This window comes from Pseudomonas sp. BT-42-2, assembly GCF_025847435.2.
Classification (GTDB): domain Bacteria; phylum Pseudomonadota; class Gammaproteobacteria; order Pseudomonadales; family Pseudomonadaceae; genus Aquipseudomonas; species Aquipseudomonas urmiensis.
In genome coordinates, this window is record NZ_JAOYTM010000007.1 from 233,195 (window position 1) to 257,712 (window position 24,518).

Below are 24,518 nucleotides of genomic sequence, written 5' to 3' on the forward strand. Positions count from 1 at the left end.
CAGCCGCCTCGGTTGCGCTGACCAGAGGTGTATCCCCTGGTTGTTTCGGCAGGCGAGCCAACGCACCTGCTCAGCTAGGCAGCGCCGCCCGCAACGCAGCGGTCACGACGATGGCAAACAGCACCACCGGCAGGATCGAATACCGTGAAGCGGCATAGCCGGTGAGGGCCAGGGCAATCAGATCCGCTGGGTGGCCAGAGACGAACTTGGGCGCGATCACGGCGATCAGCACGCAGCCGGGTGCGGCGTTGAGCACCTGGCTCAGTTGCGGCCCCAAGGTGCGCTTGCGCAATAGCGCAAGGCCCATTGCGCGGGTCAGGTAGCTCGCCACGGCCATACCCAGGATGGTCACCAAGGGGGTTATATCGATCATGGCTTGGCCCACAAGTAGGCGCAGAGCAAACCCGCCAGGGTGCCCGCGAGCACATACCAGCCGCCGGGAATCATCAGGTAGAACAGCGCCGCAGTGATCAGGCTGAACAACCAGGGCAGGGCGGCATGTACGCCTTTCCACATCCCCTTGAGCAGCACCAGGAAGATCGCCGCGAAGGCCATGTCCAAACCGTAGCTGTGCAGGTCACCCAGCAGCGGCCCGAGCAGTACGCCGAGGGTGCTGAAACTGATCCAGGGGGTCCACAGGCACAGCGACATGCCCATGAAGTAAGGCAGGCTGAAGCCGCCACGCTGGCGGGCGTCGGCCAAACCCACTGCCCAGCTCTCGTCGCACATGAAGAACAGCGCGCCGAGCGCCTTCTTCAGGGGCAGGTGACGCAGGTGTGGCGCCAAGGTCGCACCCATCAGCAGGTGACGGCTGTTGACCAGCAGGGTCATGGCGACAATCACCAGCAGCGCTGGCGGCGACGTCCACAGCTCAATGGCGGCGAACTGCGAGCCACCGGCGAAATTGAGCCCGGTCATCAGCGCCACTTCGCCGGCCTTGAGCTGATGCTGCGAAGCTTGCGCGCCGAGCACCAGCGCCAGGGGTATGAAACCCAGCAGGACGGGCAGGGCAGCCAGCGCACCACGGCGCAGTTCGCTGTGCGGCGTGCTTGCGGGGGGATCGTTCAGTACGGATTCAAGGGTATTCATGGTCACCTCCAAGGGAGGAAAATTATTCCAATGAATCGCTGAAATCGGGTTGCGTAGTAGCGCCTCGGGCGTGAGTATTTGGCAGCTGCTACCACTAAATTGCACTCATGGGTTTTCTATGCCAATCAAGCTCGACGCCATCGATCGACGCATCCTGCGCGCGCTGCAACGCGACGGCAGGTTGCAAAACCAGGAACTGGCCAAACAAGTCGGCCTCTCCGCCTCGCCGTGCCTGCGGCGGGTGCGTTTGTTGGAAGAAGCGGGCGTTATCGAGCGTTATGTGGCGCTGGTGGACCCGGCCAAGGTGGCGCTGGGCCTGACCTTGTTCGTGCGCGTCTGGCTCAAGCGCCAGGATCAGGAGACGACTGATGAGTTCGTCGACGCCGTGCGGCAACTGCCGGAAGTGGTCGAGTGCCATGTAATGGCCGGTGACTGCGATCTGCTGCTGCGGGTAGTGGCGGCGGATCTAGAGGCCTATCGCAGGTTCCAGATCGCCCACCTGACCAGCTTGAGCGTGGTGCAGAACGTCAAGACCGAGGTGCCCATGGAGAAGATCAAGCTGACCACCGAGTTGCCGGTGTGAAGGAAGCTGCCCTGCGATAAACGAGTGTTGTGTGTTCTGATTTAGGCAACAACAAATGCATTTCAGAATATTGGAGTGGGTTCACCTGCTGGCCATACTGGCTGCGTACCGCTCGCAGCGGTGCGGCCCCCGGGTTTACTGGGGATCGCTGCGGACAGTCGGATAAAAACAAAGTGCTCGTCAGCAACCAACCTCCATGCCTGCCATGGATTTGCGATCTGCCCTGGGTACCGAAAGGTGCTCCCTGACAACAACACAACTATTGGGCCGCCGTCGCCGGGGCTCAGCAGGCAAGGGGACTCACATGCAACACACCGACACACTCGCCATGCGCGAAAACAGCGCGACTTCCGCCACGGTCAAGCTGTACATCTGGGCAGCGATCATCTTGATCGCGGCCGAACTGATCGGCGCTATCAGTATTCCCCTGGGGCCAGGCAAAGTGGTGTTGCTGCCGATGGTCTGGGCGCTGCTGATCGGCGCCGGTATCGGCATAATGAGCCGCCGCATGCCAGGCACCATCGGCGTCGACACCGGTGCGCAAGTGCGCGCTGCCTCCATTTTGCAACCTGCACTGCTGGTGTTCATCGCCAAACTTGGCCTGGTCGTCGGCGGTTCGCTGCCGGTGGTGTTCGCCTCGGGCTGGGCGCTGGTGTTTCAGGAATTCGGCCACTTCGTCGGCACGGTGATTCTCGGGTTGCCGGTAGCGTTGCTGCTGGGGATCAAGCGTGAAGCAGTGGGCGCGACCTTCTCGGTCGGCCGCGAGCCAAGCTTGGCCATCATCGGCGAGCGCTACGGCATGGACTCCCCAGAGGGCCGTGGCGTGCTGGCCGAGTACCTCACCGGTACCCTGTTCGGCGCGCTGTTCATCGCTATCGTTGCCGGCTTCATCACCAGCCTGGGGATCTTCCACCCCAATTCGCTGGCCATGGGCTCGGGCATCGGTTCGGGCAGCATGATGGCTGCCGCGGCAGGTGCCATCGCCGCCCAGCAAACGCCGGAAGTGGCCAAGGAAGTCATGGCCCTGGCCGCCGCTGCCAACCTGATCACCACCACCCTGGGCACCTACTTCACCCTGTTCATCTCGCTGCCGCTGGCGGTGTGGGGCTACCGTGTGCTGGAGCCGCTGATCGGCCGCACCACCAAGGCCTCGGTGATCGACCAAGGTCCAAGCAGCAGCGACGTGTCGCTGGAAAGCCACGAACTGGGCTGGGTCGGTCGCGTCAGCGCCTGGTTTGCCGCAGGTGCCCTGGCGCTGATGGCCAACTACGTCGGCTATCAGGTGTTGTCACCAGAAGCTTTCGCCGGCATGGCGATCATGATCGTCGCTGTGTTTGCCGGTGAAATGCTGTGCAGCCTGCTGGGGCGGAAAATTCCTGCAGTGTGCACGGTCTCGGTGGTTGCCATGTTCCTGACGTCGCCGCTGTGCCCATGGGCTGCTGAAGTGACCCGCCTGACCAACTCGATCAACATGCTGGCGGTGATCACGCCGATGCTGACGTTCGCCGGTCTGTCGATTGCCAAGGACCTGCCAGCGTTCCGCCGGCTGGGCTGGCGCATCGTGCTGGTATCGTTCCTGGCCAACTTCGGCACCTTCATTGGCGCGGTGCTAATCGCTGAGTTCTTCCACTGACAGTGCATTAACCGCTAGCCCACTTGCGCGGGCTACCTTAACGGCCGACTTCTGTCGGCCGTTTTGCTATCTGCCATTTGCCAATTGCTGGCGATGCCCAATGCCCAGGTCTGCGGCCAGAAGTGTTGCGTGGTAATGGTTTGAAGGTTGCCACGCTTTCCCTGCTGAAGTCGCGCAGTGGGTGGCGGCGCCTGGGCTGGTGTTCTCTGTTGAAAGTGTGAGGGTGAATGTTCTGGCCTCTTCGCGGGCAAGCCCGCTCCCACGGGGATAGCGCCGTTTTCAGGGGCGAGCGGTACCTGTGGGAATCCTGCCTGCACTGAAGCGTTCTCCATACGATGCTCACCGCTAGGTTTTGTGGTGTCAAAACCGGCCTCTTCGCGGGCAAGCCCGCTGCCACAGGCACCCCGTTGACCTCGAAGCCAGCGCGGTTCCTGTGGGAGCGGGCTTGCCCGCGAAGAGGCCGGGTCAAGCAACACTAAATAGAAAGTCAAAAGTTGGCTTCGACTAGCGCCAGATCTCGGTGATTCGCTGGCTCTTGATCTGACGCGCAGGTCCAGCCGACGCCGCGAAAAGCACAGGCATCTACGCAGCCATTTCGGTTGGTTCAAGGAGGGATAGGCAAGGTGTCATCAGGGCATGCGCAGCATGCCCTGATGCTGGAGGCTCAGAGAGCCGGTAGGTTCTGTTCGACCAGGGCGGTCCACACGGCAACGCCTGGTTCGATGACCTGGTCGTTGAAGTCGTAGTACGGGTTATGCAGGGCCGCCGATGGCTGCTCGCCGTCCACGCCCATCCAGATATAGGCACCCGGGCACGCCTGGAGCATAAAGGCGAAGTCTTCCGAAGCCATCGACGGTTGGCAGCCGAACTGCACCTTGTCTTCCCCCAGCGCCAACTGCGCGGCCTGGCTGATGACCTGCGCCTGCTGCACGTGATTTTCAGTCACCGGGTAGCCGACATTGTAGGTCAGCGCGCCGTGGACGCCGAAGGCGCTCGGCATCTGCTCGACGAACTCGCCAATCAGTTGCTGTACCTTCTCGCGCACCGGCGTTTGTAGGCAGCGCACGGTGCCGCGCAGGGTGGCAGTCTCGGGGATGACGTTGATCGCTTCGCCAGCATTGACCTGGGTCACGCTGATTACCGCGCTGTCCAGCGGCGACAGGCGCCGCGAGGTGATGGTCTGCAAGCCCAGGATCAGCTCTGCAGCAGCGACGATCGGGTCAAAGCCGCGGTCGGGCATGGCGGCGTGGGAGCCTTTGCCGGTCAGAGTGATCTCGAAGGTATCCAGCGAAGCCATCATCGGCCCCGGATTGACCAGCACCTTGCCGGCCGGGACGCCTGGCCAGTTGTGCAGGCCGTAGATCGACTGCATCGGGAACAGCTCGAACAAGCCGTCCTCGATCATCTTCTGCGCGCCCCCGAGGTTTTCTTCAGCTGGCTGGAACACGAAATACACGGTGCCGCTGAAGTTGCGCGTTTCGCTCAGGTGGCGTGCCGTGGCCAGCAGGATCGCCGTGTGCCCATCGTGGCCACAGGCATGCATACACCCTTTGTGCTTGGAGCTGTGGCCGCACTGGCCGAGCTCTTGGATCGGCAGCGCGTCCATGTCGGCGCGGATGCCGATACTGGGGCCTTCGCCGTTGCGCAGGGCACCGACCACGCCGGTACCGCCCAGGCCGCGATGCACTTCGATGCCGAAGCTGGTCAACAGCTCGGCGACCTTGTCGCTGGTCTGCACTTCCTGAAAGCCCAGCTCCGGCGCCGAGTGGAACTGACGCCGCCAGCCGGTGGCGTCTTTGATCAAGTTGGCTGAAATGCTCATGTTAGTTACTCCAGGCTCGCGCCGTAGCCAAAGCTTGCGGCGGGAACCGCAGCGGTTTCGACCCAGACGCTTTTCACCTCGCTGTACTCGCGCAGCGCGTCCAGGCCCGAAGAGCGGCCATAACCGCTTTCACCGTAGCCGCCAAAGGGCGAGCTGACATGGATGGTCTTGTAGCCGTTGATCCAGAAGGTACCGGCGCGCACCTGTCTGGCCACGCGGTGGGCACGGCCTACGTCGCGGGTCCAGACGCCACCGGCCAGGCCGAAGCGGCTGTCGTTGGCGATGCGAATGGCATCGGCTTCGTCTTCGAACGGGATGGCAACCACCACCGGGCCGAAGATTTCTTCCTGGGCGCAGTACAGCGCGTTGTTGCCCGCCAGTACGGTCGGGTTGATGTAGTAGCCAGGCTTGGCCGGGATCGGCTCGGCGCCTTCGCCAACCAGGCGGGCGCCATCTGCCAAGGCACGCTCGACCATGTTTTTTACATGGCTGTACTGCTTGGCGTTGTTGATCGGGCCGATCTGGGTGTGTGGGTCGCTCGGGTCGCCGACCGTGAACTGCTGGGCCGCCTTGGCCAGGGCCTGGGTGAACTTGTCGAAGATCGACGCTTGTACCAGCAGCCGCGACCCGGATACGCAGCTTTGCCCGGCACCGGAGAAGATCGCCGCCTGGGCGCCGCGCAGGGCGACCTCAAGGTCAGCGTCGGCGAAGACGATATTGGCCGACTTGCCGCCCAACTCCAGTACCGCAGGAATGCAGCGCTGCGCCGCCGCGACGGCGATGTGGCGGCCGGTAGCCGGCGAGCCGACGAACACCACCTTGCGAATATCGGCCTTGGCGATCAATTGCTGGCCGATGCTGTGGCCGTAGCCGGCCACCACGTTGACCAGGCCCTTGGGCACGCCAGCACGTTCGATCAGCACTGCGACCACCAGCGAGGACAGCGGGGTCAGCTCCGATGGCTTGAGGATGACTGCGTTACCGGCGGCAATGGCTGGGGCAATCTGCCATCCGCAGGTGAAGATCGGTGCGTTCCACGGGGTGATCTGCAACACGGTGCCCAGTGGTTCGTAGGTCACGTAGTTGAGGTGCGAGGTCGGCACCGGGATCACTTCGCCATGCAGCTTGTCGGCCCAGCCGGCGTAGTATTCGAACATCTCGGCGACCTTGGCCACTTCGACCTTGGCATCGCGAATCGGCTTGTTGGCGGTCAGCGATTCGATCTGTGCCAGGTTGTCGGCGTGTTGGCGAATCAGTGCGCCGATCTGGTACATGGCGCGTCCGCGCGCCTGGCCGGTCATGCCCCACCATTGGTGCTGGGCGGCCTTGGCGGCGCTGTCCGCCTGCGCCACCAATGCCTCGTCGGCGTCAGGGAAGCTCAGCATGAGGCTATCGTCGTGGGCGTTGCGCACCTCTACCGCTTGGCCATGGCCTTCGATGAACTCACCGCCCACGTAGCTGGCGATCACTTGCCGATCGCCCCAGAAGGGGCGCATCAGTTGGCTGATTGTTTCAGTGCTCATCGGTTATTCCCCACGGCCAAACAAAGCGTTGTCGGTGCGCTGCACGATGCAGCAGAAATCGTCGGAATCAGGCAGGGTCTGGCTGCTCTGTTGCCACAGTTGCGCGACCAGGCGCGACAGTGGCAGGTCAAGGTCCAGGCTGGCGGTCAGGTCGCAGGCCAAGCCGACGTCCTTGCGCATCAGGCCCATGGTGAAGCCTGAGTCATAGGCCTTGTTCAGCACCCAGGTCGGGAACATCACCTGGCTGGCGCCGCTACGGCCGGAACCGGCGTTCAGGCCTTGCAGCAGCTTCTCTGGATCGACGCCGGCCTTGGCCGCCATGCTGACGGCCTCGGCGGTGCTGATCAGGTGCGCGGCGGCGAGCATGTTGTTGGCGATCTTGGCAACGTTGCCAGCGCCGACACTGCCGATATGCACGCGGGTGCCACTCATGGCTTCAAGCACCGGCGTGACCTTGGCGAGGTCGCCAGGTTCGGCGCCGATCACCATCGACATGGTGCCAGTGGCAGCGCCTTTGGGGCCGCCGGAGACCGGTGCGTCGATAAAACCGATGCGCTTCTCGCGCAGGGCCGCGGCCACCTTGCGGCTGGTCTCGGGGGTAGAAGTGGTGGTGTCGATCACCACCAGGCCGGCACGGCCCAGCTCGAGGATGCCGTCATAACCCAGGCACACCGCTTCGACGTGTTCCGCTTTAGGCAGCGACAGGATCAGCACATCGACCGCAGGGATCAGCTCGGCGCATACGCCGACCGATTTCACCCCGAGGTTTTCCGCCTGGGCCAGGGCTGCGCCCGACAGGTCGAAACCACTCACGTCAAAGCCTTTCCCCGCCAGGGTCGCGGCCATGCCGCGGCCCATGTTGCCAAGCCCGATCACACCTACTTTCAACGTCATGGAGATACTCATCCTCGAATATGTGCCCGCATTGGGTGAAGCAACCCCGTCGGGCCGGTGTGCAAGCGCTGCCGACGTCGCCCTGGGCTGATGGGTCGAGTATGGACAGCCCTCTGCGATCGCAGCAATAATCAGTGAAATGAATTTCTGTTGCCTTTAGCGCAACACACAGGAGCCTTATGAGCGTGGTCCAGGATCGCCGCATTCTTTACTTCTTCGAGGCCGTTAAACTGGGTAGCGTGCGCGCCGCCGCCGATTACCTGGACGTGGCGCCGTCGGCGGTCAGCCGGCAGATCGCCCAGCTCGAACAGGAACTCGGTAGCCCGCTGCTGGAGCGGCATCGGCGTGGGGTCAAGCCCACCGAGGCTGGCGATCGGGTGCTGCATTACTACCGTCAGCGCCTCTCGCAGCAGGAAGTGTTGCTCGATTCGCTGCAGGCGCTGCGCGGCTTGCAGAGCGGTTCTGTGGTGCTGGCGGCGGGCGAGGGCTTCATCGATGGCTTGGCGGCGCCGCTTAGCCGGTTTTCCGAGCTGTATCCGCGCATCGACCTGCAGGTGAACGTGTGCGGCACCAATGAAGTGATTCGCCAGGTGGTCGAGGACGAAGCGCATCTGGGCCTGGTGTTCAACCCGCCAGGCGATCCGAAGATCCGCTCCCATGCCCACACCCAGCAACCGGTGTGCGTGGCCGTCAGCCCCGATCACCCGCTGGCCAAGGAAACCGCGCCGCTGCCGCTCAAGGGGCTGGACAACTACCGCTTGGCGCTACCCGAGGTGTCCTACGGCATTCGCCAGATCGTCACCCTGGCCGAGCATCGCCTGGGCATCACCCTCAAGCCAACGCTGACCTGCGGCACCTTCGCCATGCTCAAGCGCTTTTCGATGTACGGCGGGGTGACCTTGATGCCAACTTTCGTCATGGAAGAAGAGATTCGCAGCGGCCACCTGGTCGCCCTGGCGCTGCAAAGCGAAGTGTTCAGCTCCCCGGAAACCCACTTGATCAGCCGCCTGGGCCGGCAATTGAGCGTCGGCGCCAGTCGTTTATTGAGCATGCTTTTGCAGGACATGACCGCGTTCAAGGCGCAGCCTTGAACGCATCACTCTGCCAGGTAGTTGCGGGGCGGAGGGGGCAGCTCGGCTAGCAGCTGTTTCAAGCCATCGCTCCATTGCTGGCGAATTTGCCGGTAATAAGGGTCATCGCTGGTAATGCGCAAGCGCTCCATGGCCTGCAAGCGGTCTTTGCGATACACCAGCAGATCCAGTGGCATGCCCACCGAGAGGTTGCTGCGAATAGTGGAGTCGAACGAGATCAGGCCGCAGCGAAGCGCCTCATCCAGAGGGGTGCAATAGCTGAGGTTTCGATCGAGAATCGGCCTGCCGTACTTGCTCTCGCCCAGTTGCAGGAACGGCGTGTCCGGCGTGGCCTGGAAAAAATTGCCCTGCGCGTAGACGTTATAGATGCCCATCGGCGCGCCTGCGATCTGCCCACCGACGATGAACGAGCTGCTCAGCTCGATCTCCTCGGTCAGTACGCTGCGATCGCGCATCACCACTTCGCGCAGGGTTTCGGCGACCAGCACCGTGGCGTCGTAGAGCGTGGCGACATTCAGCAGGTGACTGCCAGTGCCGCGGGTCCGTTGTTCGAGCAGGTTGATCACCGATTGCGAGGTGGCCAGATTGCCAGCGGTTTGTAGCACGATCAGCCGATCGCCCGGCACGCTGAACACGAACAGTTTGCCGAAGGTGGAGATCTGGTCGATGCCTGCATTGGTGCGTGAGTCGCTGATGAAGACCAGCCCGTCCGCCAAGTGCATAGCGACGCAGTACGTCATGCTGTTTCCTTTGTTATCGAGATTGGATGATCCCGCCGTACTCGATGCGACGGGATCTGCTTGTGCAGCGACAGAGGGTTATTGGCGCTGCACCTGGACGTTGGCCATCATCGATTCGACCCCGCCACCACGGCGTACGCCCCTGACCGGGCAGGCATCGAGATAGTCCAAGCCAATCGCCAGCTTCAGGTGCCGTTCCGGTCGGGTCAGGCGATTAGTGATGTCGAAGCTGTACCAGGCCTCATCGACCCAAGCTTCGGCCCAGGCGTGGCTGGCCAGGTGGTCTTGGTCCTCGGTGCACAGATAACCGGAGACATAGCGTGCCGGGATACCCAGGCTGCGTGCGCAGGCCAGAAACGCATGGGTATGGTCCTGGCAGACCCCAGCAGCGCCAGCGAAGGCCTCGATGGCCGTGGTGCCCACCGAAGTCGCCCCCGGGCTATACGGCATGTGCTCGGCCAAGGCCTGCATCAGCGCGGTCAGTGCGGCCCGGTCGCGCTGAGCGCCGCAGTGCTGCACCGCGAACGCTTTTAGGGCATCGCAGGCTTGGGTCAGATGGCTGCTGCGCAGGAACGGCAGGGGCGACTGACTGCCAGCCTCCCATTCGCAATCCGGGTCGATCTCCACCCGGCCACTGGCCGTAAGGGCCAGGTGGCCATGGGGTTTGTCCAGGGTCAGCACATGCAGGATGTTGCCATAGGGGTCGATCTGGCTGTTGACCTTGCAGGGCAGGTCCAGCTGCCATTCGAGAATGCGCTGGCGCTCACTGCTGCGCGGGGTCAGGCGCAGGAACTGGATGCTGTTGCGCACGTCGCTGGCGTAGCTGTAGGTGGTGTCGTGGCGAATGGACAGTTTCATACGACCTCCAGATAGGAATTATGCACGCTTTGGCCGAGCCGGTTGATGCGCTCGATGAAATCGCTCAGCCACAGGTGCAGGCCGGCTTCGAGGATTTCATCGATTGCGGTGTAGCGCAGGCGGGCATTGAGTTCGGCGGCCATGCGCTGGGCGGCGCGCCCAGTGCTGCCGGGCAACCCTGCGAGGATCAGGTCGAGCTCTTCGATACAGGCGTGCAGCGAACGTGGCACGTCCACCCGCAGCAACAGCAGTTCGGATACCGGGCGGGCGCTGGGTGGGGCGCGATAGATCTCGTTGAAGGCTTCATACGAGGTCAGCGCGCGCAACAAGGCGCTCCATTGGTAGTAGCCGCGGGCGGAGTCGTCGCTGACTTCCTCGGAGGCTTCCCCGAACATCTCGTAGCGCGCATCGAGCAGGCGCAGGGTGTTGTCCGCCCGTTCGAGGAAGGTGCCCAGGCGGATGAAGCTATAGGCGTCGTTGCGCATGATGGTGCCGGAGGTCGCGCCACGGAACAGGTGCGAGCGTTCCTTGACCCAATCGCAGAACTGGCTGATGCCGTAGCGCCCCAGGCCATTGCTGGCAATGTTGCGCATCTCGATCCAGGTGGCGTTGATGTTTTCCCACATATCGGCGGTGATCCGGCCACGCACGGCATGGGCGTTGGTTCGGGCGGCCTGCAGGCAGCAGTAGATGCTGCTGGGGTTGGTCGCATCGAGCGCGAAGAAGTGCAGCATGCGCTCGGTGTCGAGCTCGGTATGGCGCCGGATGTAGTCGTCCAGGGTGCCGGAGGCCAGTAGCGACATGGCCAGCTCGGCGTGGCCATCGCTACGCCCGGCCTGGGGCATCAGCGACAGCGAATAGCTGACCTCGAGCATGCGCGCAAGGTTCTCGGCGCGTTCCAGGTAACGGGACATCCAGTACAGATCGGAAGCGGTTCTTGAGAGCATCGGTCAGTCCTCCACCACCCAGGTGTCCTTGGTGCCGCCGCCCTGCGACGAGTTGACCACCAGCGAGCCTTCTTGCAAGGCGACCCGGGTCAGGCCGCCAGGCACCAGGCGGGTTTCGCTGCCCGACAGGACGAACGGACGCAGGTCGATGTGGCGCGGCGCGATGCCGTTTTCGACGAAGGTCGGACAGGTCGACAAGCACAGCGTGGGCTGGGCGATGTAGGCGTGCGGGCGGGCCTTGATGCGGGCCCGAAAATCCTCGATCTGCGCAGCGCTCGCCGCCGGCCCGACCAACATGCCATAGCCACCGGAGCCCTGCGTCTCCTTGACCACCAACTGCGGCAGGTGCGCCAGCACGTGGGACAGGTCCTGCGGCTTGCGGCATTGCCAGGTGGGCACGTTGCGCAGAATCGGCTCCTCACTGAGGTAGAAGCGGATCATTTCGTCGACATAGGGGTAGATCGACTTGTCGTCGGCGACCCCAGTGCCGGCAGCATTGGCCAGGATCACGTTGCCCGCCCGGTACACGGCGATCAGCCCGGGCACGCCGAGCATCGAGTCGGGGTTGAACGACAAGGGGTCGAGGTACTCATCGTCCAGTCGCCGATAGATCACGTCCACTTGCTGGGGACCTGCCGTGGTGCGCATGTAGACATGGTCGTCGCGCACGAACAGGTCGGCGCCTTCGACCAGCTCGATGCCCATCTCGCGGGCCAGGAACGCATGCTCGAAGTAGGCGCTGTTGAAGCGCCCCGGGGTGAGCACCACTGCGGTAGGGTTATCCAGCGGGCTGGCGCTCTTGAGTGTGTCGAGCAGCAGATTGGGGTAGTGATCGATGGGCGCGATGCGCTGGGCGGCGAACAGCTCGGGGAACAAGCGCATCATCATCTTGCGGTCTTCGAGCATGTAGCTGACCCCGCTGGGGGTGCGCAGGTTGTCCTCCAGCACGTAGTAGGTGCCATCGCTGTCGCGAACCAGGTCGACCCCGGTGATATGCGCATAGAGGCCGCGATGCAGATGCAGGCCTTGCATGGCGACCTGGTAGCCCTCGTTGGCCAGCACCTGCTCAGGCGGGATGATGCCGGCCTTGAGGATGCGCTGGTCGTGGTAGATGTCCTGCAGGAACAGGTTCAGCGCCTGCACCCGCTGGATGCAGCCGCGCTCGACCGTGCGCCACTCGCTGGCGCGGATGCTGCGCGGGATGATGTCGAACGGGATCAGGCGTTCGGTGTCTTGCTTGTCGCCGTACAGCGTGAAAGTGATACCGGCACGATGAAACAGCAAGTCGGCCTCGCGCCGACGTTGCTCCAGCAGCTCCAGTGGGGTGTTCGCCAGCCAGCGGGCGAAGGCTTGATAATGTGGGCGGCAACTTCCGTTAGCCTCATACATTTCATTGAAAAACGCTCGGGACATACCCACTCCTTGCCACGTCTAGTCGGCATTCTTATCGTCGGCGGCGCTATTGCAGGGCGCTGCAGGTCAGCACTGCAATGACGATGCCGAAACGCCTGGGGCAGGGGGGGATAAGTGCAGAACGTGCAACAAACAGCCGATGTACGCTGTTTGCTATCAAAAAAGCGGACCTATTGAGTGGATTAATGGCCAATGGCCGGGGGTCGCCGGCTTAGCCAAGGCTTGGGCATTATTGAAAATGCATCAAAACAGAGCGCGGCGGTCGTTGCCTGTGAAGATGACCCTAAGTGGTGCCTGGCCTGAACCAAGATCAGGTCGAACGCCCTTGCTCAGCCCGCACCGCCGCCATGAACGTCTGCATCGCTGACGACTGCACGCGATTGCGCCGGGTGATCAATCCATAAGGCGGCAGGCGCGGCTCAAGCTGGATCGGCAGCACCGCCAGCAAGTGCCGCCCTGGGTAGTCGTCGACCACCGAACGCGGGGTGATGCCAATCATGTCGGTCTGCTGCAGCAATGACAGCAAGGTCATGATCGAGGTGGTCTCGACGATGCTGCTGGGCAAGTCGATCCGGGCGTTGTGGAACGCCTGGTTGACGATGGTGCGCATCGGGCTTGGATGCTGTTGCAGCACCCAGGTCATTTCCTGCAGCTCGGTCCAGGCGATCTTTTTCACCTTGGCCAGCGGGTGCTGGGCGCCGGTGATCACGCACAGCTCCTCTTCGCCGAGGCTGTCGAACTGCAAGTCGTCGGTACGCGCATTGCTCGGGATGCGCCCCAGCACTACATCCAGCTGGTCCTGTTGCAGGGCCTGGACCAGGACATCGCTGGTGTCCACCTGCAGGCTCATCGACAGCCGTGGGTGGCTCTGCTTGAGGGTGGCGATGGTGCGCGTCAGCAAGCCTGAGGCCAGCGCTGGAATGGCACCGATGGTGACCCGGCCGAGGTTGCCCGATTCCAGCGCGACCATTTCCTCGCGCATGCCCGACAGCTCGGCGAAGATCATCCGCGCATAGTAGATCAGCGTCTCGCCGAACGGTGTTGCACGCATGCCGCGGGCCAGCCGTTCGAACAGCTCGACGCCGAGCAGGTCCTCGGCTTCGTGGAGCATCTTGGTGGCGGCCGGTTGGGTCATGCCGATCTCTTCGGCGGCGCGGCGCAGCGAGCCGAGTTCGTCCAGGGCCAGCATCAGGCGCAGTTGCCGCAGGCGCAGCCGGCTGTGGATGATGTTGGCGTCGGGGATGCGGGACATGGTCTGGCTCGTGAGCATAGGGGAGGCCAAGATTGACAAGAAATGGAAGAGGGCGCCACCGCCGCGGGGCAGGCGCGCCCTCAAGGCGGTGGCGACTGCAAGGTTATGCCGGGCGCCGGGCCAGCTTGCGCCCGAGCACGCTACGCAGACCGGCGATGGCCTTGGCCAACAGCGGCCAGAACAGCATTACCAGGGCCGCGCTGCTCAGGCTGGCCACCAGCGGGTTGGACCAGAAGATCGCCAACTGCCCGTCGGAGAACAGCATCGACTGGCGGAAGGCGTCCTCGGCCTTGTCGCCCAATACTGCCGCCAGCACCAGCGGGGCGATCGGATAGCCGAGCTTCTTGAACAGATAGCCCAGCGCACCGAAGATCAGCATCAGGCCGACATCGGTCATCGAGTTGTGCACCGAATAGGCACCGATAGCGCAGACCATGATGATGATCGGCGCGATGATCGAAAACGGGATGCGCAGGATCGAGGCGAACAATGGCACCGTGGCCAGCACCACGATCAGGCTGACGACGTTGCCCAGGTACATGCTGGCGATCAGCCCCCAGACGAAGTCGTGCTGTTCGACGAACAGTGTCGGCCCTGGATGCAGCCCCCAGATCATCAGGCCACCGAGCATCACCGCTGCGGTTGCCGAGCCGGGGATGCCCAGTGTCAACATCGGTAGCAGGGCGCTGGTGCCGGCGCTGTGGTCGGCGGTTTCCGGGGCGATCACCCCTTCCACCTCGCCACTGCCAAAGCGCTCGCGGTTTTTCGAGAAGCGCCGCGCCAGGCTGTAGCTCATGAACGAGGCGGCGGTCGGCCCGCCAGGGGTGACGCCCATCCAGCAACCGACCAGTGCACTGCGCAGCCAGGTCAGCCAGTAGCGTGGCAGCTTGGCCCAGGTGCGCAGGATCACCATCGGCGTGATGCGCGCCCGTTCACCGCGAAACACCAGGCCCTCCTCCACTGTGCAAAGGATTTCGCCGATGCCGAACAGGCCGATCACCGCCACCTCGAAGCTGAGCCCCGAGAGCAGCCAGGGTTGCTCGAAGGTCAGGCGCAGTTCGCCGGACACAGTGTCCATGCCGACGGCCGCCATGCCGAAGCCGATCATCATCGCTACCAGGGTCTTGAGCGGTGGGTTCTTGCTCAGGCCGATGAAGGTGCAGAACGCCAGCAGATACACGGCAAAGAATTCCGGTGAGCTGAACTGTAAGGCGAAGCGGGCGATATGGGTCGACAGGAAGGTCAGCAGCAACACCCCGACCAGCGCGCCGAGCAGCGCCGAGGTGAACGCGGCGGTCAGCGCTTCGCCGGCCTGGCCGTTGCGCGCCATCGGGTAGCCGTCGAAGGTGGTCGCCACCGACGACGGCTCGCCGGGTATGTTGAACAGGATCGAGGTGATCGAGCCGCCGAACAACGCTCCCCAGTACATGCACGACAGCAGGATGATCGCCGACACCGGCTCCATGGTGAAGGTCAGCGGCAGCAGCAGGGCCACGCCATTCGGTGCGCCCAGCCCTGGCAGCACGCCGACCAGAATCCCCAGCAGCACGCCGACCACCATCAGCCCCAGGTGATGTGCGCTGAGGATCAGGCTCATGCCTTGCATCAACGAGTCGATTTCACTCATGGCCGCAGCCCTCCCAGTACATTGGCCACGTCACCCAGCAGGCCAGTTGGCAGCGGCACCTTGAACCACAACGCGAAGATCAGGTAGCTGGCCAGTGCGGCGCCGCAGGACACCAGCACCATGGTCAGCCAGCGATGGCCCTGACCTGCACGCCGTGCGCGCCACATGAACCAGGCGATGAACAGGATCGAGGCCAGGTAGATGCCGGTGAACGGTATGGCGGCGACAAAGCCCACGATCGGCAGGAACACCGCCAGCACCTGGCGAAACGCCTGGCGGCCGACGAAGGATTCGGCGACCGCTGGGCGGCGCAGCAATGCCAGCAGCAGATTGCCGAGGCTGGCGCAGCTCAGCAGCAGGCCGATGTAGAAGGGGAAGTAGCCGGCCTCGGGGCCGGCATCGCCCCAGCCGATGCCGATCGCCAGGCTGCCGTGCATGAGGATGGCGCCCAATGCGCCGGTGAACAGGGCAAGGCCGGTCTCCACCCAGCGGGTGGCAACCAGCGGTGTGTCTGAGGGGCTGGACATGGTGCTCTCCCTTGCAAGGTTCACTGGCGCAGCCAGCCGGCATCCTGGAACAGCGGGATGACCCGCTCACGGTCCTGTTCGATGTAGCTGACCAATGCCTGCCCCTCAAGGAAAGTCGGGGCCAGGGCCGAACGCTCGATATAGGCCTTGAACTCCGGGGTCTGGCTGACCTTGCGCAGCAGTTCGACATAGAAACTGCGTTGCGCCTCGCTGATCGCTCCCGGCAGGAACACCGTGCGCGGGAAGCGGTACTGATCGATGCCCAGGCCCTGCTCATGGCAGGTGGGGATGTCGGCCCAGGACTGCTCGGCGGTGACCTTTTCCTGGTAGATCATGCGTTCGTGGCTGAACACGCACAGCGGCCTGACCTGGCCGCCACGCCATTGGCTGAGGCTTTCGGCGGGGTTGTTGAGGTTGGCCGCGATGTGCTTGCCGGCCAGCTGGATCGAAGCCTCGCTGCCGCTCTTGAACGGGATGTAGGTGAGCTTGCTGCCGACTTGCTTGCCGATTAGCAGCGCCAGGGTCTGGTCGACATCTTTCGACTGGCTGCCACCGAAGCGCAGCTTGCCGCCATCAGCCAACGCGCCTTTGAACGCTGCGGCATCGGCCCAGGGTGCATCCTGATAGGTCCAGAGAATGAAGTCGTCCTCAGCCACCGCTGCCACTGGCGTCAGGTCGGTCCACTGGTAGCCGAGCTTGGCCACCAGCGGCAACAGGTACACATTGTTGGTGCCGATCACCAGTTTGTGCGCATCGCCCTGGGCCAGCTTCATGTCGAGAAAGGCTTCGGCGCCATTGCCGCCACCTTTGTTGAGCACCACGGTATTGACGTCCAGCAGCTGATGCTGGCTGATCGCCGACTGGATCAGCCGGGCCAGTTGATCGGTGCCGCCGCCCGGGCCTCCGGCGACCACGATCTCCACGTTCTTCTGGGGTTTCCAGGCCTCGGCGAGGGCGGGCAGGGCGGGGGCACTGAGCAGGGCGCAGGCGGCCAGGAACGACGACAGGTGACGCGCGTAGGCGTATCGCATGGGTGACCTCTTGTTGTCTTTGTTATGGGTAGCCGCAGTGTGCGAAGGGAACCGATAAGCGTCTATTCAAAGTTAGGCATACATCGATAGCCCTGGGTTATAGCTGAGCGATAACCTCAGGCAATGGCTGTATGAGCAGCTTTGATTAGACGGTTATCGTTGCGCCGGCCATAGTCGCTGTGCCGGCAACGACCGGATCACAACAATAACAAGCAGAGGTAGCTCCTATGGCTCAGGCACAAACGGCTGTGCTGCAAGCTGCGCATTCAGCCGATAAAGCTGTCGCGCTGAAGGCCAGCAACGTGCGCTGGCGCATCTTCGCCATCATCTTTGCACTGACGGTGATCAACTTGATCGACCGTGTTTCGCTGTCGATCGCCATGCCCACCATTGCCGCCGAATTCGAGCTTTCGCCGAGCATGCAAGGGCTGATTCTGAGTAGTTTCTTCTGGGCCTATGCGTTGTTGCAGATCCCTGGCGGCTGGTTGATCGATCGCTTTGGTCCGCGCCGGGTGATCGGCTGGTCAACGGGTTTGTGGGGGGCTTTCCAGACCCTCGCGGCATTCGCCACGGGCGGGTTGTCACTGATGTTCGCGCGGGTGGCGCTGGGCGCTGCGGAGGCGCCGTTGTTTCCCTCCGGCGGCAAACTCAATTCGCTCTGGCTCGGCCCCAGCGAGCGCAGCCGCGGCGCCGTGCTGATGGACTGCGGCGGCCCGCTGGGGGCTGCGCTTGGCGGGCTGATCATTGCCTACCTGATTGCTGTGCTCGGCTCCTGGCGCATCGCCTTTTTCGTCGCCGGCATCGCCACCCTGGCCATGGCCTGGCTGGCCTGGCACTACTTGCGCGACAACCCCGCCGAACATGCCTCGGTCAATGCCGCCGAGCTTGAGCAAATCAATGGTGGGCGCGCCGTACCGGCCGCTGAAGCGGCGCAGCGACAGGCTAAAGGCCTGGGCATCGCGCCACGCTCGCTGACCGGCATCCTGCTCGGGCGCGCCAGTTGGGCCATGGTGTTCTTTGGCCTGTTGACCTGGGGGCCGAGCTATCTGGCCCATGCCCGCGGTTTCGATATCAAAGGCATCGGCGCTGCTACCTTCATCATCTTCCTGTGCGGGGCGCTGGGTTCGCTGGTCGGTGGCTTCCTGTGCGACATGCTGATCCGCAAGGGCGTGCGCCGAGGCTTGGCGGCCAAGGGGCTACTGAGCTTTTCCGGCCTAGTGGCGCTGTGCGCGTTTCTCCTGCTGCCTGGCCTGAGCAATGCCTATGCCGCTGTAGCGCTGCTGTCGCTGACGGCGTTCTTCCTCATGTGGGGCAGCCTCTACTGGAGCTTCCCAGCATTGCTCGCCGCGCCCTCGCGGGTAGGCCTGATCGGCGGCGTGATGAACCTCGCCGGCAGCCTGGGCGGCATCGTCGTGCCGATTCTGGTCGGCGTTCTGTTGCAGCACCTTGGGGGCTACCCGGCGGTGCTCGGATTCTTTGCCCTGTGTTCGGCGCTGTTCATCGTCGGCACGTTGTTGATCGCTCTGGACAAAACCGAGGTTAACCATGGCTGAGTTGTACGACGGGCCAATCGTCGATGCCCATCATCATTTCTGGGACCCCGTGAACAACCCGCATCCGTGGTTGGCGGCGAGCGCCAATATCCCGTTTCGCTACGGCGACTACAGCGCGATCAAACGGCGTTACTTCCCGCAGGACTATTTTGCCGATGCCGGCGAGCACCAAGTGGTCGAGACGGTGTACGTGGAAACGGAGTGGGACTCAAACGACCCCATCGGCGAGTCCCGCTTCATTCATGCGCTGGCCGCCCGCTACGGCACGCCGAATGCGGTGGTTGCCCAGGCCTGGCTGGATGCCGACGATGCCCCTCAGGTGCTGGCAGCCCAAGCGGGCTTTGCGCGGGTACGCAGCGTTCGGCACAAACCGGGTGGGCCCACCCACCCCAACCAGGTTGGCCGTTCGCACAGCTTGATGAGCGATCAGCAGTGGCGCCGTGGCTACGCCGAGCTGGGCCGCCATGGTCTGCACTTCGACCTGCAGACGCCGTGGTGGAACCTCGACGAGGCGGTACGCCTGGCGCGGGATTTCCCCAATACCTTGCTGATTCTCAATCATGCCGGGCTGCCGTCCGATCGCAGCGCCCAGGGCCTGGCCGACTGGCAGGCGGCCATGGCGCGCTTCGCCCGTTGCGACAACGTCGCGGTAAAGATCTCCGGCATTGGCCAGGCCGGCAAGCCGTGGCGCGCCGAGGACAACGCCTGGATCGTGCGCCAGGTCATCGCCCTGTTCGGCAGCGAACGGGCGATGTTCGCCAGCAACTTCCCGGTCGATGGCCTGTGCGGCAGCTTCGATGAGATCTACCGCGGCTTCAAGCGCATCGTTGCCGACTTGCCGCCTACCACCCAGGAACAACTTTTTCTGCGCAATGCACGGCGGATCTACCGCACCGTGCCCGACACCCTGCGCCATGCCCAGCTATCGCCCGACATGAGGACTCCCGTATGAGCAAGCACACCCTTCCACGCCTGGCCATGGTGCTCGGCGATCCGGCCGGTATCGGCCCCGAGCTGATCGCCCGGCTGCTGGCCGAAGCGCAGGTACGCAGCCAGGCGCACGTGGTGTTGATCGCCGACGAGGACGAAGTGCGCCGCGGTATGCAGATCGCCGGTTGCGAGTTCCCCTATCGGCGGGTCGACTCGTTGCAGACCCTGGACTTCGCCGATGACACGCCGTTGCTCTACCCGTATCGCGGCCAGGCCCAGGGCGCCTTTGCGCGCAGCGAAGCTAGTGTGATTGGCGGACGCTACAGCTTGGATACCTTGGCCGTGGCGCTTGAGCTGACCCAGTCGGGCAAGACCGACGCGATACTGTTCGGGCCACTGAACAAGACCTCGCTGCACCTGGCAGGCATGGGCCACAGTGACGAGCTGCACTGGTTTGCCGAGCGCCTGGACTTCACCGGGCCGTTCTGCGAGTTCAACGTGCTCGATGCGTTGTGGACCTCGCGGGTTACCTCGCACGTGGCCCTGGCCGAGGTGCCGGGCCTGCTCAGCCAGCAGCGAGTGCTCGAAGCGATTGGCTTGATCGACACCGCACTCAAACGCAGCGGTCTCGTCCGCCCGCGTATCGGGGTGTGCGGCCTGAACCCGCACAATGGCGACAACGGCAGCTTTGGCCGTGAGGAGCTGGACATTATCGGCCCGGCAGTGCAGCGGGCGCGTGAGCAGGGCATCGATGCCGATGGCCCGTATCCTGGCGACACCATCTTCCTCAAGGTACAGGGCGATGCCAAGGCCTTCGACGCCGTCGTGACCATGTATCACGACCAAGGCCAGATCGCCATCAAGCTGATGGGCTTCTCGCGCGGCGTCACCGTACAGGGCGGCCTGCCGATCGCCATCACCACCCCAGCCCACGGTACCGCCTTCGACATCGCAGGGCAGGGCAAGGCCAATGTCGGTGCCACCCGCCAGGCCTTCGAAATTGCCTGTCGCATGGGCCGCAACGCCCGCTGAGTGCCCGGCGGCTTTGCCTGACACCACTCAATCCCCACGGGTTGTACAGGATTCTGTGGGAGCGGGCTTGCCCGCGAAGGCCGCACCACCCCCTCCCAGCCCTGCGCAACCCCATCACAGCTAATCATCCGGCGGCCCCGAGCAGGGCCGTCTCTAACTACGCTCCTAACTTCTCCAGCCAGCAGGCTGCACAGCCTGCTACCCGCACGTCCAGGTGATAACCCCAACGCGACCAACCGCGCGAAAGGTATTACCTCAGGCTATCGATGGATACGCATAAGTGATTATCCAGGCCGGCAAGGCCCCTCTAAAGTCGCCCCCAACACCAACAATAAAAACCTGCCTGGCCGCTTCCCTCAGCGCTCCAGGCAAACGCGGAGATCGCTCCATGAACGACCCTGCCAGCTCTCTGGCCTCGGCCATTTCTACCAGCCGTGCGCGGCTGCTGCCTTTTCTGATCCTGATGTACGTACTGGCCTTCATCGACCGTGCCAACGTCGGTTATGCCCGCGCCTACCTGCAGGCCGACACCGGCCTGAGCGACGCCGCGTTCGCCTTCGGTGCAAGCATCTTCTTCATCGGCTATGCCTGTTTCGAAGTGCCCAGCAACCTGATGCTGCACCGTCTCGGCGCCCGCGTCTGGCTGTGCCGGATCATGGTTACCTGGGGCCTGGTCAGCGCGGCGATGATGTTCGCCGACAACGCCACCACCTTCTATGTGCTGCGCTTGCTGCTGGGCGTTGCCGAGGCTGGCTTCTTCCCCGGGATCATCCTGTATCTCACCTACTGGTTCCCGGCCCGCAGCCGTGCTCAGGCCCTGGGCTTGTTCTACTTCGGTCTGCCTTTGGCGCTGGTGCTGGGCGGGCCGCTGTCGGGCTGGCTGCTGGAGTTCAAGGGGGTGTTCGGCATGGCCAACTGGCAGTGGCTGTTCGTCGTCGAGGGGCTGCTGGCGTCGCTGGTCGGGATTGCCGCGTATTTCTACCTGGTTGATCGCCCAGCCCAGGCCCGCTGGTTGAATGACGCGCAAAAACAGGCGCTGGAGCAGCAGCTGGCCGAAGAAGATGCGCAGAAACAGGGCCACGGACCGCATGGCTTTCTCGCTGCGTTACGCAATCGCCAGGTACTGAAGTTCTGCCTGGTGTATTTCACCGTGCAGATGAGCGTGTACGGCGTGGTGTTCTACCTGCCGACCCGCATCGCCAGCTTCCTCGACGGCCAGGTCAGCCTGAATGTCGGCCTCTACACCGCCATCCCTTGGGCGTGCGCCTTGGTGGTGACCCGCCTGGTGACCCGTTACGCCGACCGTAGCGGACTGCATCGGCAGCTGGCGGTGGTCATGCTGGCCATGGCGGCGGCGGGTATTGCCGCCTCGGCGCTGGCCGGCAGCCTGGCACTGGCGATTGTCGCCTTCTGTTTCGCCGCCGCCGGCTTCGTTGCCGTGCAACCGCTGTTCTGGACCCTGCCCACCGGCTACCTCAGCGGCGCCGCCGCCGCCAGTGGCATTGCCCTGATCAACTCGTTGGGCAATCTCGGCGGTTTCGTTGCGCCGAACCTCAAGACCCTGACCGAAACCCTGTTCGCCGACCCCCGCGCTGGCATGTTCGCCTTGGCCGTGGTCGGCGTGCTGGGGGCCTGCCTGCTGTCCCGACTGAAAGCTTCCCGACCCACCCCAGCCCCGCTCGAAGTTGCCCGGGCCGGCTGATCATCCCTTGTAGTGAGAGGACCTTCACCGATGAAAATCAAATCTGTCCGCACCCGTGTCTTTGAATGGAAAGGCAAAGTCGTGCCGCCCCAGGCGCACTTTTGCACCAACGCCAGCGACATCCTCTTCGAGCGTGGCGATGCCATGGGCTCATTCCGCTTCCATGGTTGGCTGGTGGTAGAAATCGAAACCGACACCGGCATCGTCGGCATCGGTAACTGCGCCCTGGCGCCGCGAGTGGCCAAGGAAATCATCGACCTGTACCTGGCACCGATCTGCATCGGCGAAGACCCCTTCGACAGCGAGTACATCTGGCAGAAGATGTACCGCCGCACCCATGCCTGGGGACGCAAGGGCATCGGCATGGCCGCCATTTCGGCCATCGACCTGGCGATCTGGGACATCATGGGCAAGGCCGTCAACAAACCGGTGTTCAAGCTGCTCGGCGGGCGCACCAAGGAAAAGATCTGGACCTACGCCTCCAAGCTCTACGCCAATGACAACCTCGACCTGTTCCTGGAAGAAGCCCAAGGCTATCTGAACCAAGGTTTCACCGCGCTGAAGATGCGCTTTGGCTACGGCCCAAAGGATGGCCCGGCCGGCATGCGCCGCAACATCGAGCAGGTGCGCGCGCTGCGTGAACTGGCCGGCCCGGATGTCGACATCATGCTCGAATGCTACATGGGCTGGACCCTGGAGTACGCCCGGCGGATGCTGCCCAAGCTGGCCGAATTCGAGCCGCGCTGGCTGGAAGAGCCGGTGATCGCCGATGACATCGAAGGTTATATCGAGTTGAAGAAGATGGGCATCATGCCGATCTCGGGCGGCGAGCACGAGTTCACCGGCCATGGTTTCAAGGACCTGCTCGAGCGCCGCGCGGTGGACGTCATCCAGTACGACACCAACCGCGTTGGCGGCATTACCGCCGCGCGCAAGATCAACGCCATGGCCGAAGCCTGGTCGGTACCGGTCATTCCCCATGCCGGGCAGATGCACAACTATCACCTGACCATGGCCAGCACCGCCTCGCCGATGGCCGAGTTCTTCCCGGTGTTCGACGTCGAGGTCGGCAACGAGTTGTTCTACTACGTGTTCAAGGGCGAGCCGCAACCGGTCAACGGCTACATCCAGCTGGACGACGACAAGCCGGGCCTGGGGCTGGAGATTTCCGAGCAATACCTCAACGACTTCAACATCATCGAATGATCGCGTCGGGCGCCGCCACGCGCTGGCGCCCGGCCTTGCGCAAGGGGAACGACACATGCGGTTGATTCAATTCGAAGACCAGGCCGGCCAGCGCCGCGTGGGGGTGATCGAAGGTGCTCAGGTGCGCACGTTGCGAGCAACCAGCAGCACCCGCGAACTGGCCTTGGCGGCGATCCGCAGCGGCCATGGCCTGGTTGAAGAGGTCCTGGCCCGTGGCAGTGACGCCGGCCCGGATTATGCCGGCCTGCTGCAGGCGGGCAGGGTATTGCCACCGCTGGACCATGAAGACCCGGCCCATTGCCTGGTCAGCGGCACTGGCCTGACCCACCTGGGCAGCGCCGCGACACGCGACAAGATGCACCAGCAGGGCGAGCCAGACGAGGCGACCCTGACCGACACCATGCGCATCTTCAAATGGGGGCTCGATGGCGGCAAGCCTGCGCAGGGGCAGGTTGGGGCGCAGCCAGAATGGTTCTACAAGGGCGACGGCAGCATCGTCGTCCGCCCCGGGGGTGACCTGCCGCTGCCGGCGTTCGCCGAGGACGCTGGCGAGGAGCCGGAGTTGGTCGGGCTGTATGTGATCGGCGATGACGGCCTGCCGCATCGGCTGGGCTATGCCTTGGGCAACGAGTTTTCCGACCATGTGATGGAGCGGCGCAACTACCTCTACCTGGCCCATTCCAAGCTACGTGCCTGCGCCTTTGGCCCGGAGCTGCGGGTCGGCGAGCTGCCAGCGCACCTGCAAGGTCGCAGCCGCATCCTGCGCGGCGCGCAAGTGCTGTGGGAGGGTGAATTCCTCTCGGGCGAGGGCAACATGTGCCACAGCCTGGCCAACCTTGAGTTCCATCACTTCAAGTACGCCCAGTTCCTGCGCCCCGGTGATGTCCACGTGCATTACTTCGGCACTGCCACGTTGTCCTTCGCCGACGGCATCAAGGCGGCGCCTGGCGACACCTTCGAAATCGCCATGGATGAATTCGGCGCGCCTTTGCGCAACGGCATCGTCGCTTGCGACGTGCCGATCCTGCCGGGGGCTGTCGCCCGTCTCTAGGATTGCTCGTCAGA

At 63.6% G+C, this 24,518-nt stretch carries 22 protein-coding genes; 9 read left to right on the forward strand and 13 right to left on the reverse strand.

Annotated features, from left to right (window positions below; all coding sequences use genetic code 11):
• Positions 1–70 precede the first annotated feature (70 nt).
• Entirely contained in the window at positions 71–373 is a 303-nt protein-coding gene (locus OIU19_RS07755; protein WP_264234535.1) for an AzlD family protein, read from the reverse strand.
• Complete coding sequence (locus OIU19_RS07760; RefSeq protein WP_264234536.1) at positions 370–1,089, reverse strand: AzlC family ABC transporter permease; 720 nt, start codon at positions 1,087–1,089, stop codon at positions 370–372. The genes OIU19_RS07755 and OIU19_RS07760 overlap by 4 nt, the downstream gene beginning before the upstream one ends.
• Before the next feature lie 118 nt (positions 1,090–1,207).
• On the opposite strand from OIU19_RS07760, the gene OIU19_RS07765 reads away from it, so the two are divergent.
• Positions 1,208–1,672 (forward strand): Lrp/AsnC family transcriptional regulator, encoded by a 465-nt coding sequence (locus OIU19_RS07765; protein ID WP_264234537.1) that lies wholly within the window; start codon positions 1,208–1,210, stop codon positions 1,670–1,672.
• A gap of 304 nt (positions 1,673–1,976) precedes the next feature.
• Positions 1,977–3,305: a DUF3100 domain-containing protein gene (locus OIU19_RS07770; RefSeq protein ID WP_264234538.1), complete on the forward strand. Its 1,329-nt coding sequence runs from the start codon at positions 1,977–1,979 to the stop codon at positions 3,303–3,305.
• Between the two features lie 664 nt (positions 3,306–3,969).
• Here the strand turns inward: OIU19_RS07770 and OIU19_RS07775 are convergent.
• The 3 genes from OIU19_RS07775 to OIU19_RS07785 are packed head-to-tail and all read right to left on the reverse strand — an operon-like array spanning position 3,970 to position 7,544.
• Entirely contained in the window at positions 3,970–5,127 is a 1,158-nt protein-coding gene (locus OIU19_RS07775) for a M20 aminoacylase family protein (RefSeq protein ID WP_264234539.1), read from the reverse strand.
• Between the two features lie 5 nt (positions 5,128–5,132).
• Positions 5,133–6,650 (reverse strand): aldehyde dehydrogenase family protein, encoded by a 1,518-nt coding sequence (locus OIU19_RS07780; protein WP_264234540.1) that lies wholly within the window; start codon positions 6,648–6,650, stop codon positions 5,133–5,135.
• A gap of 3 nt (positions 6,651–6,653) precedes the next feature.
• Positions 6,654–7,544, reverse strand: coding sequence for an NAD(P)-dependent oxidoreductase (locus OIU19_RS07785; protein ID WP_264234541.1), 891 nt, complete (start codon positions 7,542–7,544; stop codon positions 6,654–6,656).
• A 179-nt stretch (positions 7,545–7,723) separates the two neighbouring features.
• Between OIU19_RS07785 and OIU19_RS07790 the strand changes: the two genes are divergently transcribed.
• Positions 7,724–8,635 carry a LysR family transcriptional regulator gene (locus OIU19_RS07790; RefSeq protein ID WP_186553349.1) on the forward strand — a complete coding sequence of 304 codons (912 nt, stop codon included), beginning with the start codon at positions 7,724–7,726 and terminating at the stop codon, positions 8,633–8,635.
• 5 nt (positions 8,636–8,640) lie between these two features.
• Here OIU19_RS07790 and OIU19_RS07795 read toward each other — a convergent pair whose 3' ends face one another.
• The 8 genes from OIU19_RS07795 to OIU19_RS07830 form a co-directional block, all read right to left on the reverse strand.
• Positions 8,641–9,375: a proteasome-type protease gene (locus OIU19_RS07795; protein WP_264234542.1), complete on the reverse strand. Its 735-nt coding sequence runs from the start codon at positions 9,373–9,375 to the stop codon at positions 8,641–8,643.
• 78 nt (positions 9,376–9,453) lie between these two features.
• Positions 9,454–10,233 carry a transglutaminase family protein gene (locus tag OIU19_RS07800; RefSeq protein WP_264234543.1) on the reverse strand — a complete coding sequence of 260 codons (780 nt, stop codon included), beginning with the start codon at positions 10,231–10,233 and terminating at the stop codon, positions 9,454–9,456.
• Positions 10,230–11,180 carry an alpha-E domain-containing protein gene (locus OIU19_RS07805; RefSeq protein WP_264234544.1) on the reverse strand — a complete coding sequence of 317 codons (951 nt, stop codon included), beginning with the start codon at positions 11,178–11,180 and terminating at the stop codon, positions 10,230–10,232. The genes OIU19_RS07800 and OIU19_RS07805 overlap by 4 nt, the downstream gene beginning before the upstream one ends.
• 3 nt (positions 11,181–11,183) lie before the next feature.
• Complete coding sequence (locus OIU19_RS07810; protein ID WP_186553345.1) at positions 11,184–12,593, reverse strand: circularly permuted type 2 ATP-grasp protein; 1,410 nt, start codon at positions 12,591–12,593, stop codon at positions 11,184–11,186.
• 310 nt (positions 12,594–12,903) lie between these two features.
• Positions 12,904–13,845: a LysR family transcriptional regulator gene (locus OIU19_RS07815; RefSeq protein ID WP_186553344.1), complete on the reverse strand. Its 942-nt coding sequence runs from the start codon at positions 13,843–13,845 to the stop codon at positions 12,904–12,906.
• Between the two features lie 103 nt (positions 13,846–13,948).
• Positions 13,949–15,472, reverse strand: a complete 1,524-nt coding sequence (locus OIU19_RS07820; RefSeq protein WP_186553343.1) for a tripartite tricarboxylate transporter permease — start codon at positions 15,470–15,472, stop codon at positions 13,949–13,951.
• Positions 15,469–15,999 (reverse strand): tripartite tricarboxylate transporter TctB family protein, encoded by a 531-nt coding sequence (locus OIU19_RS07825; protein WP_264234545.1) that lies wholly within the window; start codon positions 15,997–15,999, stop codon positions 15,469–15,471. The genes OIU19_RS07820 and OIU19_RS07825 overlap by 4 nt, the downstream gene beginning before the upstream one ends.
• Positions 16,000–16,019: 20 nt before the next feature.
• The gene (locus tag OIU19_RS07830; protein WP_319004500.1) at positions 16,020–17,030 is read right to left on the reverse strand and encodes a tripartite tricarboxylate transporter substrate binding protein; all 1,011 of its coding nucleotides are present in this window, start codon (positions 17,028–17,030) and stop codon (positions 16,020–16,022) included.
• A gap of 227 nt (positions 17,031–17,257) precedes the next feature.
• Between OIU19_RS07830 and OIU19_RS07835 the strand changes: the two genes are divergently transcribed.
• The 6 genes from OIU19_RS07835 (at position 17,258) to araD1 (ending at position 24,504) form a co-directional block, all read left to right on the forward strand.
• Positions 17,258–18,583, forward strand: a complete 1,326-nt coding sequence (locus OIU19_RS07835) for an MFS transporter (protein ID WP_264234546.1) — start codon at positions 17,258–17,260, stop codon at positions 18,581–18,583.
• Positions 18,576–19,535, forward strand: a complete 960-nt coding sequence (locus OIU19_RS07840; RefSeq protein ID WP_264234547.1) for an amidohydrolase — start codon at positions 18,576–18,578, stop codon at positions 19,533–19,535. The genes OIU19_RS07835 and OIU19_RS07840 overlap by 8 nt, the downstream gene beginning before the upstream one ends.
• Positions 19,532–20,545, forward strand: a complete 1,014-nt coding sequence (locus OIU19_RS07845; RefSeq protein WP_264234548.1) for a 4-hydroxythreonine-4-phosphate dehydrogenase PdxA — start codon at positions 19,532–19,534, stop codon at positions 20,543–20,545. Before OIU19_RS07840 ends, OIU19_RS07845 begins: the two co-directional genes overlap by 4 nt.
• Positions 20,546–20,933: 388 nt before the next feature.
• Positions 20,934–22,247 (forward strand): MFS transporter, encoded by a 1,314-nt coding sequence (locus OIU19_RS07850; RefSeq protein ID WP_264234549.1) that lies wholly within the window; start codon positions 20,934–20,936, stop codon positions 22,245–22,247.
• Positions 22,248–22,277: 30 nt separating this feature from the next.
• A complete protein-coding gene (locus tag OIU19_RS07855) occupies positions 22,278–23,453 on the forward strand; it encodes an L-lyxonate dehydratase (RefSeq protein WP_186553336.1) in 1,176 nt (391 codons plus the stop codon).
• Between the two features lie 55 nt (positions 23,454–23,508).
• Positions 23,509–24,504, forward strand: coding sequence for an AraD1 family protein (gene araD1, locus OIU19_RS07860; RefSeq protein ID WP_264234550.1), 996 nt, complete (start codon positions 23,509–23,511; stop codon positions 24,502–24,504).
• Positions 24,505–24,518 lie beyond the last annotated feature (14 nt).